The 12,267-nt window shown below is 70.9% G+C and carries 3 protein-coding genes; all 3 read left to right on the top strand.

What is annotated here, in order from left to right:
• Positions 1-51 precede the first annotated feature (51 nt).
• The 3 genes from CW348_RS13080 to CW348_RS13090 are packed head-to-tail and all read left to right on the top strand — an operon-like array spanning position 52 to position 12,257.
• On the top strand, positions 52-4,977 hold the full coding sequence (locus CW348_RS13080; RefSeq protein ID WP_287463888.1) for a non-ribosomal peptide synthetase: 4,926 nt from the start codon (positions 52-54) through the stop codon (positions 4,975-4,977).
• The gene (locus CW348_RS13085) at positions 4,974-8,198 is read left to right on the top strand and encodes a non-ribosomal peptide synthetase (protein ID WP_011292290.1); all 3,225 of its coding nucleotides are present in this window, start codon (positions 4,974-4,976) and stop codon (positions 8,196-8,198) included. Before CW348_RS13080 ends, CW348_RS13085 begins: the two co-directional genes overlap by 4 nt.
• A 24-nt stretch (positions 8,199-8,222) precedes the next feature.
• Positions 8,223-12,257 carry an amino acid adenylation domain-containing protein gene (locus CW348_RS13090; RefSeq protein ID WP_104612822.1) on the top strand — a complete coding sequence of 1,345 codons (4,035 nt, stop codon included), beginning with the start codon at positions 8,223-8,225 and terminating at the stop codon, positions 12,255-12,257.
• Positions 12,258-12,267 lie beyond the last annotated feature (10 nt).

Raw genomic sequence — 12,267 nt, forward strand, 5'->3', positions numbered from 1 at the left:
GAGTGGAATGCGACGGGGCGGCCGGTGACGGCGGTGCGTCCGGATCGGGCGGTGGCTGAGTGGGCGCGGCGTGTGCCGGGGGCGGTGGCGGTGCGCTGTGGTGGGGCCGTGTGGTCGTATGCCCGGTTGGATGCTGAGGTGGAGCGACTGGCTGGTCTGCTGGTTGCGGGTGGGGTGCGGCCTGGTCAGGTGGTGGCGGTGTTGCTGCCGCGGGTTCCGGAGCTGGTGGCTGCGCTGTTGGCTGTGCAGCGTGTTGGTGCGGTCTATGTGCCGTTGGATCCGGATTTCCCGGCGGAGCGTCTCGCCTTCATGCTCACCGACTCGGGCGCCGTCACCGTGGTCACCACTCGCGGACTCGAGGCGGCAGTACCCGCGGGAGTGGGCCGAATCCTCCTCGACGATACAGCACCCGCTGCCCCCGACACTCCGGCACCGGCCTGGGACGGCCCGGATGGGGCGGCGTACATCTTGTACACGTCTGGGTCGACGGGGCGGCCTAAGGGTGTGGTGGTGTCGCACCGTAATCTGGCGAACTTCCTCACCGATATGGCTGAGCGGGTGCCTATGGGGCCGCAGGATTCTTGGCTTGCGGTGACCACGGTGAGTTTCGACATTTCCGCGTTGGAGCTGTACCTGCCGCTCCTCGCCGGAGCGACGATCACCCTCGTGGACGCCGCCACGGTGCGCGATCCGCGGGAACTCGCCGCGGTCATGCGCGCCAGCCAGCCCACGATCATGCAGGCCACCCCCACGCTGTGGCAGATGCTCGCCGACGAGGATCCGGACGTGCTCAACGGGTTGCGGATCCTCGTGGGAGGCGAGGCGCTGCCCGTACCGCTGGCGGACGTGCTCGCCAGCCGGGCAGCCGTCGTCCACAACGTGTATGGGCCGACGGAGACGACGATCTGGTCGACCGCCGACCGGGTACGCAGCGGCGCCCCCGTCACCATTGGCGTGCCGATGGCGAATACGCGGGTGTATGTGCTGGATGCGGGGTTGCGTCTGGTGCCGCCAGGTGTGGCGGGGGAGCTGTATATCGCTGGTGAGGGGGTGGCGTGGGGCTACCACGGCCGGTTCGATTTGACTGCGCAGCGGTTTGTTGCTGATCCGTATGGTCCGCCCGGGTCTCGCATGTATCGCACGGGGGATGTGGTGCGGTGGCGATCGGATGGGCGGTTGGATTTCCTGGGTCGTGCCGACTTTCAGGTCAAGATCCGCGGTTTTCGCGTCGAACTCGGGGAGATCGAAACCGCGCTCGCCCGTATCGACGGGATCTCCCAAGCAGTGGTGGTGGCCCGTAACGACAGCGGAAACCACCAGCGGCTCGTCGGTTATGTGGTAGCCGAACGCCTGGTCACCCCCAGGGAGTTGCGGACCGCACTCGCTGAGACCCTGCCCGCCTACATGGTGCCGTCGGCGTTCGTGGTGGTGGACGAGTTCCCGCTGACCGCCAACGGCAAGATCGACCGCAAAGCCCTCCCCGACCCCGCGCCCGCAGCAGGGGACGGCCCGGCCGGACGGGACCCGGTCACCGCCTACGAGGAGATCGTCTGCCAGGTCTTCGCGGCTGTCCTCGACCGGTCCGACGTCACCGCGGACGCTGACTTCTTCGCGCTCGGCGGCCACTCCCTGCTCTCACTGCGTGTCGTCGCCCGGCTCCGCGCCCTCCTCGGCGTCGACGTCGGGGTCCGCGACCTGTTCGAAGCACCTACCCCGGCCGCGCTTGCCGCCCGCCTCACCACACAGACCGGACGGCGGCCCGCCGTGACCCGCCGCGGCCCAGACGCCCCACCTGTCCTCTCCCACTTCCAGCGGCGGCTCTGGCTCATCGAGCAGGTCTACCAGACCCGCGGCGCCTACAACGTGCCGCTCGCCGTCCACGTCTCCGACCGGCTCGACCTCGATGTTCTCCGCGCCGCAGTCCGCGACCTCGTGGCCCGCCACGAGGTGCTGCGCACCCTCGTACGCAGCAGCGACGACGGCCCCGACCCGGTTCTCCTCGCCCCCGAGGACGCCGCGGTCGACGTCGCGGAAGTTCAGGCCGCAGGGCCGGTGGCGGACCTGCTCGCCGAACTCACCGCCCAGCCCTTCGACCTCGCCACCCAGATCCCCCTGCGAGTCCGCATGATCACCGGGGAACAGGTCGACGGCTGTGTGCTGCTCCTCGTCTGCCACCACATTGCCGCAGACGAGTGGTCTTTCGCGCCGCTGTTGCGCGACCTGGACACCGCCTACCGGGCGCGGGCCGCGGGACGCGCCCCCGACTGGGAGCCGCTGCCCGCCCAGTACAGCGACTACGCGGCCACGCTGCACGACTGGTTGGGCGAGGCCACCGACCCCGCCAGTCCGCTGCGCCGCCAACTCGACTACTGGCAGCACGCCCTGCAGGACCTGCCCGACGAACTGGACCTGCCCACCGACCGGCCCCGGCCGGCGACAGCAAGCCACCGCGGCGGCCTAGCGCGTGCCGAACTCCCCCCTGAACTGGTCGAAGCTGTGCGCCGCCTCGCCGCCCAGCACGGCGTCACCGTCTTCATGGTGGTCCAGGCCGCTGTCGCCGTGCTCTTGCACCGTCTGGGCGCCGGCGACGACATCCCGTTGGGCAGCCCGGTCGCCGACCGCGCCGACGAAGCCGTCCACGACACTGTCGGCTTCTTCCTCAACACGCTGGTGTTGCGCGTGAACCTGTCCGGCAACCCTACTTTCGCCGACCTGCTGGACCGGGTCCGTGCCGTCGACCTGGAAGCGTTCGCCCGCGCCGACGCGCCGTTCGACGCGGTAGTCGACACGGTGAAACCGCCCCGGGCGGTCAGCCGCCACCCGCTGTTCCAGACGATGGTCTCCTACCAGCGTCGCCCTTCGGATGTGGACCGCCTGTTCGGCGCGGCCACCCGGCTCGTTGAAGTCCCGCTGGACACCGCCAAATTCGACTTGGAGTTCGCGTTTATCGAGGACGGGCACGGCGGAGCCCACATCGCCCTCAACTATGCGGCCGACCTGTTCGACCATGACAGCGCGGAACAGCTGGTGGCGCGCCTCCGCACCGTGTTGGAGCACGCCTGCGCGGACCCGTGTCGTCCGGTTGCTGGGGTGGAGGTGGTGTCGGGGGCAGAACGTCGCCGGTTGGTGTCTGAGTGGAATGCGACGGGGCGGCCGGTGACGGCGGTGCGTCCGGATCGGGCGGTGGCTGAGTGGGCGCGGCGTGTGCCGGGGGCGGTGGCGGTGCGCTGTGGTGGGGCCGTGTGGTCGTATGCCCGGTTGGATGCTGAGGTGGAGCGACTGGCTGGTCTGCTGGTTGCGGGTGGGGTGCGGCCTGGTCAGGTGGTGGCGGTGTTGCTGCCGCGGGTTCCGGAGCTGGTGGCTGCGCTGTTGGCTGTGCAGCGTGTTGGTGCGGTCTATGTGCCGTTGGATCCGGATTTCCCGGCGGAGCGTCTCGCCTTCATGCTCACCGACTCGGGCGCCGTCACCGTGGTCACCACTCGCGGACTCGAGGCGGCAGTACCCGCGGGAGTGGGCCGAATCCTCCTCGACGATACAGCACCCGCTGCCCCCGACACTCCGGCACCGGCCTGGGACGGCCCGGATGGGGCGGCGTACATCTTGTACACGTCTGGGTCGACGGGGCGGCCTAAGGGTGTGGTGGTGTCGCACCGTAATCTGGCGAACTTCCTCACCGATATGGCTGAGCGGGTGCCTATGGGGCCGCAGGATTCTTGGCTTGCGGTGACCACGGTGAGTTTCGACATTTCCGCGTTGGAGCTGTACCTGCCGCTCCTCGCCGGAGCGACGATCACCCTCGTGGACGCCGCCACGGTGCGCGATCCGCGGGAACTCGCCGCGGTCATGCGCGCCAGCCAGCCCACGATCATGCAGGCCACCCCCACGCTGTGGCAGATGCTCGCCGACGAGGATCCGGACGTGCTCAACGGGTTGCGGATCCTCGTGGGAGGCGAGGCGCTGCCCGTACCGCTGGCGGACGTGCTCGCCAGCCGGGCAGCCGTCGTCCACAACGTGTATGGGCCGACGGAGACGACGATCTGGTCGACCGCCGACCGGGTACGCAGCGGCGCCCCCGTCACCATTGGCGTGCCGATGGCGAATACGCGGGTGTATGTGCTGGATGCGGGGTTGCGTCTGGTGCCGCCAGGTGTGGCGGGGGAGCTGTATATCGCTGGTGAGGGGGTGGCGTGGGGCTACCACGGCCGGTTCGATTTGACTGCGCAGCGGTTTGTTGCTGATCCGTATGGTCCGCCCGGGTCTCGCATGTATCGCACGGGGGATGTGGTGCGGTGGCGATCGGATGGGCGGTTGGATTTCCTGGGTCGTGCCGACTTTCAGGTCAAGATCCGCGGTTTTCGCGTCGAACTCGGGGAGATCGAAACCGCGCTCGCCCGTATCGACGGGATCTCCCAAGCAGTGGTGGTGGCCCGTAACGACAGCGGAAACCACCAGCGGCTCGTCGGTTATGTGGTAGCCGAACGCCTGGTCACCCCCAGGGAGTTGCGGACCGCACTCGCTGAGACCCTGCCCGCCTACATGGTGCCGTCGGCGTTCGTGGTGGTGGACGAGTTCCCGCTGACCGCCAACGGCAAGATCGACCGCAAAGCCCTCCCCGACCCCACGCCCACGGCCGACAACGCCGCGCCGGTCCGCGAACCCGCAACCGAGGCGGAGGCCGCGCTGTGCGCCGTCTACGCCGAAGTCCTCGGCTTGGACAAGGTGGGAGCCGACGCCGACTTCTTCGCGCTCGGCGGCGACAGCGTCCTCACCCTGCGCCTCGTCCACAGGGCCCGCAGTGCCGGATGGGAGATCAGCGCCCGCCACGTCTTCCGCCACCCCGTGGTCGCTGACCTCGCCGCGGTCGCCCAGCCCGTCACCGAGGAGGGACCTGCCGCCCCCGCACCGGAGGAACCGCTGGTCTCCCTCGACGCCAACCAGCTCGCCCAGCTCGAATCACTGTGGAGGAAACGGCGTTGACTCAGCGACCCAGCGGAATCAGCGAGGTGCTCCCCCTTGGCCCCCTCCAAGAAGGGCTGCTCTTCCACCACGCGCTGACCGGAGCCGACGGGGACGTCTACGCCCTGCAGTGCCGGGTGGCCCTGCACGGCCGGATCGATACCGCCCGGCTGCGGCGTGCCGCCCGCGCACTCCTGCAGCGCTACCCCAACCTGCGTGCCGGATTCGCCCACGAAGGCCTGGACCAGCCTGTCCAGTTCGTGCCCGCCGACGTCGACGTGGCGTGGGAGGAGACCCGGGCCGAGGGGGACCCCGCGGCCGCCGCGGAGCCGCTCGCGGAACGCGAACTCGCCCACCGGTTCGACCTGGCCGCGCCGCCGCTCCTCCGATTCCTTCTCGTCCGCGGCTACACCGAGCACGTCCTCGTCGTGACCGCCCACCACATCCTGCTGGACGGCTGGTCGCTCCCACTGCTCATCACCGAACTGTGCACGCTGTACGCGGCGGACGGCGACACCGCCGCGCTGCCGCCCGCCCCCTCCTACCGGGACTACCTGGCCTGGCTGGCCCGCTTGGACCGGGATGCCGCGGCGGATGCGTGGCGCACCGCGCTCGCGGACCTGCCGGGACCGTGCCTGGTCGCTCCGGGACGTTCCGGGACGGCTCGGCCGCCCCGCCGGACGACCCGGGTGCTTCCCGCAGCGCTCGGCGCCAGGCTGCGGGACGCGGCCCGAGCCCACCGGGTCACCCCCAACACCGTGTTCCAAGCCGCGTGGGCGATCGCCCTGGCCACGCGCACCGGGAGCACCGACGTGGTCTTCGGTCAACCTGTCTCCGGACGCACCCCTGACGTGCCTGGCTCCGAGGCGATGATCGGACTGTTCACCAACACGCTTCCGGTACGGGTCCGGCTGGGGGTAGCCGAAACAGCCGCGGCCCTCCTACGGCGGATCCACACCGAGCAGGCAGCCCTGGTCGACCACCATGCCCTCGGGCTCAGCGCGGTGCAGCGTGCCGCCGGCACGGCAACCCTCTTCGACACCCTCCTTGTGGTGGAGAACTTCCCGGTCGACCGTTCCCGGCACGCCGCCGACCACGCGGGCATGCGCGTCACCGGCGTCACAGTGCGCGACGCCACCCACTACCCGCTGGTGCTGGTGGTGCTTCCCGAAGAGGACATCACCCTCTGCGTCGACTACGACCCCGACCAGTTCTCCGCCGCGGACGCCGAGGCCGTCCTCGACCTCGTTGTCCGCGTCCTCACCCAGCTGGTGGACGACAGCGAGCGGCCGCTGTGCGCATTCGACCTGCTCGGCGACGCGGAGCGGGCTGCGCTCGCCGCGCACAACGCCACGAGGCACCCGCTCGCCGAGCACACTCTCACCGCGCTCGTGGACGCGGCCGCGCACACCCACGCCGACCGGGTGGCGCTCATCGCCGACGGCATCCGGCTCACCTACCGTGAAGTGCACGACCGGGCGGGACGGCTCGCCGCGCTGCTCGCGGAACGCGGCGTAGCCCCAGGGGACGTGGTGGCGGTGGCGCTGCCCCGCTCCGCGGACCTGGTCATCGCGCTGCTGGGCGTGCTGCGTGCGGGGGCCGCCTACCTGCCGCTGGACGTGGACCATCCCCCGGCCCGGCTGGCTGCCATGGTGGAGCGGGCCCGCGCCGGCACCGTCGTCACCTGCCAGGGGGCCCTGCCGCGCCTCGGTGACCGGCTGCCCGGCACTGTCGTGGTGGACGACGCTGCGACCCGGGACCGCCTGGCCGGACTCGAGCCGCTGCCGACCCGGGACGTCCACCCCGACCAGCTCGCCTACACCATCTTCACGTCCGGATCCACCGGCGAGCCTAAGGGCGTGGGGGTCGCGCACCGGGCGATCGCCAACCGGTTGCAGTGGATGCAGCACACCTACCGGCTCACCCCCGAGGACCGGGTCGCCCAGAAAACCCCTGTCGGCTTCGACGTGTCGGTGTGGGAGTTCTTCTGGCCGCTGATCACCGGAGCCACCCTGGTCGTGGCCCGCCCAGGCGGCCACCGCGACCCCGCCTACCTGGCCGCTTTGTTCGCCGAGCACAAGGTGACGGTCTGCCATTTCGTGCCGTCCCTGCTGCGCGTCTTCCTCAACGAGCCCACGGCCCGCCGCGCTACCGCGCTGCGGCAGGTCATCGTGAGCGGGGAAGCGCTCGACGCCGACCTGGCCCGCGCTTGGGCGCGCACCCTGCCCCAGGCGCGCCTGGACAACCTGTACGGTCCCACCGAAGCCGCCGTCGACGTGACCTCCCACCCGGTGTGCGGGGCGGGCACGGAGCCGGTCCGCGACCCGGTGCCGATCGGCCGTCCCGTGTGGAACACGGAACTGTACGTCCTCGACTCGTCCCTGCGGCCTTTGCCGACCGGGGCCGTCGGCGAACTGTACCTGGGCGGGGTGCAGCTCGCGCGCGGCTATGTCGGCCGCCCCGGCATGACCGCGTCCCGGTTCGTCGCCAACCCGTTCGGCCCGCCCGGCTCCCGCCTCTACCGCACCGGTGACCTGGTGCGCCGCCGCGCTGATGGGGCCGTGGAATACCTCGGCCGGGTCGACGACCAAGTGAAGATCAACGGGGTGCGCGTGGAGCCCGGTGAAGTGGAGGCGGTGCTCCGCGCTCAGCCCGGGGTTGCGGACGCCGCGGTCGCCGCCCGCCCTGCCCCTGCCGGCGGGCTCCGCCTGGTCGGCTACCTCGTCCCCGACGGCTCCCCGCCTGACGTGGACGAGGTCCGCCGCGGGCTTGCCGACCGCCTGCCCGCGGCATGGGTGCCCGCCGCGTTCGTGGTGGTGGACGCGCTGCCGCTCACCGTGAACGGCAAACTCCGCCGGGACGCGCTGCCCGACCCTGACCCGGGCCCCGTCTCCAGGCGCGCCCCCCGCACCCCCCTCGAGCACGCCCTGTGCGCGGCGTTCGCCGAGGTGCTGGGGATGGCCGAGGTCAGCGCGGACGCGGACTTCTTCGCACTCGGTGGGGACAGCGTCTCTTCACTGCGGCTCGTCGGCCGGCTCGTCCGCGAAGGAATCCACCTCACCGTGCGCGACGTGTTCACCTACCGCACCCCGGAGCGGCTCGCCGACGCCGTCCCCACGACCCCACCGTCCGAAGCTGAACCTCCCGCCTCGGAGGAGACGCCGGAGGAGGACGACTTCTCCGACCTCATCACCCCCGACGAGTTCGCTGAACTCGCCCAGACGTGGCGCGAACAGGACTAGGCCCGACCGTTGAGGAGTACCACCATGACCACCGCAGCCGCGGGTTCCCGGGAGATCCACGAGGTCCTCCCGCTCACCCCCCTCCAAGAAGGGCTGCTCTACCACGCCACCGTCGACGAGTGGCAGCTCGACGTCTACACCGTCCAGAACATTTTCACGTTCTCCCGCCGGGTCGACGCGGCCGCGCTGCGGGCCGCCGCGGACGCCCTGCTGCGCCGCCACCCGGCGCTGCGCGCCGGAATCTGGTACGAGGGCGTGGAACGCCCCGTCCAGTTCATTCCCCGGCAGCTCCGCGCCGCCTGGCGGGAAGTCGACCTGTCCCACCTGGATGCCGCCGAAGCCCAGCGCCGCCTGGAGCGGATCCGCGTGGAGCAGCGGGAACGCCGGTTCGACTTGACCCGGCCCCCGCTGGTCCGCCACGTCCTCGTGCGTCTGCCGGGGGAGCGGGACGTGCTTGTGCTCACCTTCCACCACATCGTCATGGACGGCTGGTCCGGTGAGCTGTACAACGCCGAACTGATGGAGGTGTACCGCAACGGCGGTGACGCTTCCGTGCTGCCGCCGTCCCGCCCCTACCGGGACTACCTGGTGTGGTTGCGCCGCCAGGACCAGGCGGCCGCGCTCAACGCGTGGCGGCACGCTCTCGGCGACCTCACCGAAGGCACCCTGGTCGCCCCCGCCGAGGACGGCACATCCGGGACGGTCATGCCGCACACCGTGGACACGGTGGTCGCCCGGCCTCTCCTGGACCGGCTCACTGCGCTGGCACGCCGGATCGGGGTCACGGTCAACACCGTGGTGATGACCGTGTGGAGCCTGGTGCTGCGCAGCCACACCGGCGCGGACGACATCGTCTTCGGCAGTACCGTCTCTGGCCGCCCACCCGAGATCGACGGGGTGGAGTCGATCGTCGGCGTGTTCTTCAACACGGTTCCGGTGCGGGTGCGGATCCGCCCCGGCGAGTCTGTGGCGGCGCTGCTCCACCGCGTCCAAGCGGAACAGGCCGACCTGCTGCCGTACCACTACGTGGGGCTGGCCGACATCCAGCGCGCGCTCGGCGGCCGCCGCCTCTTCGACACCCTCTACGTGCTGCGCAACCTGCCCTACGACGACGAGGGCTACCAGCGCATCCGAGAAGCCACCGGCTTGGAGTCGGTTACCGGCTTCGACGCCACCCACTATCCGCTGACGTTCGTCGCCCAGCCGGGGGAGGAGTTCCGGCTCAGCCTCGCCTACCGCGGCGACCTCGTCGACTCGGGGACCGCCCACGCCCTGGTCGACCGGTTCCTGCGGCTGTTGGAGCAGGTCACCGCGGTACCCGGCCAGCCGGTGGCCGCCCTGGAAGTGCTGTCTGACCGGGAACGCGCCGCGCTTGCGGCAGCGCACGGCGACACCGCACGCGACCTTCCCGAGCAGAGTCTGATGGACCTGTTTGAGCAGTCGGCGCGGGCCTGGCCGCACCGCACCGCGCTGGTCGCCCGCGACGCGACGCTGACGTTCGCGGAGCTCAACGCGCGCGCCAACCGGCTTGCCCGGCTGCTGCTCGCCCGCGGCGTGGGCCCGGAAACCCCGGTGGCGATCGCGCTGCCCCGCTCCAGTGACTGGGTGGTCACCCTGTTCGCGGTGCTCAAAGCGGGCGGCGCTTATGTGCCGCTGGATTTGGAGTATCCGGCGGGGCGGCTCCGCGTGATGCTTGCCGACGCCGCTCCGGCGCTCACCGTTACCACCACGGCTGCCCGGGGCCACCTTCCCGCCGACAGCGGGCCGCTGCTCCTCCTCGACGATCCCGCCATCCGGGACGAGCTGGCCCGGATGGCGGACACCGACCCCACCGACGCGGACCGGCCGCGTCCGCTGCGCGGCGACCACCTCGCCTACACGATCTTCACCTCCGGGTCCACCGGGCGGCCCAAAGGCGTGCAGATCACGGGCCGCGGCCTGGTGAACATGCTGGTCAACCACCGTGAGACGATTTTCGGCCCGGTGGTGGACTCCCTCGGCGGCCGGGTGCTGCGCATCGCGCACACGGTGTCGTTCTCCTTCGACATGTCGTGGGAGGAGCTGCTGTGGCTGGTGGACGGCCACGAAGTCCACCTGCTCGACGAGGAGCTGCGCCGCGACTCGGACCGGCTCGTCGACTACTGCCGCCGCCACTCGATCGACGTCATCAACGTCACCCCCTCCTACTGCGGGCAGCTCATCGAGGACGGACTGCTCGACCCGGACCAGTACCGGCCGTCCCTGGTGCTGCTTGGCGGGGAAGCGGTCAGCGACACGGTGTGGCAGGCATTGCGCGGTGCGGAGGGGGTCCTCGGCTACAACCTGTACGGGCCGACCGAGTACACCATCAACACGCTCGGCGGCGGCACCGCAGACAGTGCGACCCCCACGGTTGGCGGACCGATCGCTAACACCCAGGTGTACGTCCTGGATTCTGCGCTGCGCCCGGTCCCGCCCGGCACCCCCGGCGAGTTGTACGTGTCCGGCGTCGGACTGGCCCGCGGCTATATCGGCCGGGCTGATCTGACCGCGGAGCGGTTCGTCGCCAACCCGTTCGGGCCGCCGGGGTCCCGCATGTACCGCACCGGGGACCTGGTGCGGTGGCGGCCGGACGGCCACCTCGACTACCTGGGCCGGGTCGACGACCAGGTGAAAATCCGCGGGGTGCGCGTCGAACCCGCGGAGATCACCGCCGTGCTGGAGGAGCAGCCGGAGGTGGCGCAGGCCGCGGTGGTTGTCCGGGAGGACACTCCTGGACGGGCGCAACTGGTCGGCTATGTGGTGCCTGCCGCGGGGGCGCGCATCGACCCGGCAGCGCTGCGCCGCACCCTAGCGGACCTGGTGCCGGCGGCGATGGTCCCCGCCCACCTGGTGGAGCTCGACCGGCTGCCGCTGACGGTCAACGGCAAGCTCGACCGTGCCGCACTGCCCGCGCCTGCGCTCCCGGAACGCGGCGGACGCGCCCCGCGCGACGAGTTGGAGCGCGCCCTGTGCGAGCATGTCGCCGCGGTCCTCAACGTCGACCAGGTCAGTATCGACGACGACTTCTACGAGCTGGGCGGGCATTCACTGTTGGCGATGCGCCTGGCCGCGCGTCTCCGCAAGCACGTGGGGGTGCGCGTGGGGGTGGGCACCCTGTTGGCGGCTCCCACGGTCGCCCAGCTCCGCGAATACGTGGACACCGGGCGCCGCGACGACCTGTTGGCTACTGTGCTGCGCCTCCGCGAAGGCGGGCGGAAGCCTCCACTGTTCTGCTTCCACCCGGCGAGCGGGTTCGCCTGGTCCTATGCTGCGCTGGCGCCGTTCGTGGACCGTGAGCACCCTCTGATCGGCGTCCAGTTTCCCGGATTGCGCGGCGAGCAGGTCCCCGGCTCCATGGAGGAACTGGTCGACCTGTATGCCCGGCACGTCCGCCGGGTGCAGCCCCGCGGCCCCTACTACCTGGTGGGCTGGTCGTTCGGGGGCCAGGTCGCGCACGCTTTGGCGACCCGTCTGCAAGCCGAAGGGGAGCAGGTGCCGTTCCTGGCACTGCTTGACACCTATCCCACGGATACCCCCGAAGTGCTGGCGGCCGGGGGAGTCCCGACTACTGAGGAAGCGGAACAGGAGGCGCTCGAGTTCCTGCTGTCGAGCTCTCAACGGGAACTGCCGAGCTGGCTGACCAAGCCGTACCGGCGCGAGCAGGTGGTGGAGTTCCTGCGTGACAGCGGGGGAGTGTGGGCGGGGTTCGACGCGGAGGTCATCGACCGGGTGGTGCGGGCCCGCGCGTTCACCATGGAAGTCATGTACCGGGCGCGCTACCGCGTCTACGACGGCGACCTGCATTTCTTCACGGCCGCGGCGGACCGTGACCCGCACAGCGGGATCGGTGCGCACCTGTGGCGCCGGTACGTCACCGGCGAGGTGGTCGACCACGAAGTCGACTGCGGACACAACGACCTGGTCGGACCGGCGGCGCTGGCGGTGATCGGCCCGCTCCTCGCTGAGGGGGTGCGGCGGGCCGAGGCCGCGGCCAGTCACCGCCCGCTTCCCCCAACATCACGATCCGGACACAGCTAGCCGATGGGGT

Source organism: Thermobifida sp., assembly GCF_017577275.1.
GTDB classification, from domain to species: domain Bacteria; phylum Actinomycetota; class Actinomycetes; order Streptosporangiales; family Streptosporangiaceae; genus Thermobifida; species Thermobifida fusca.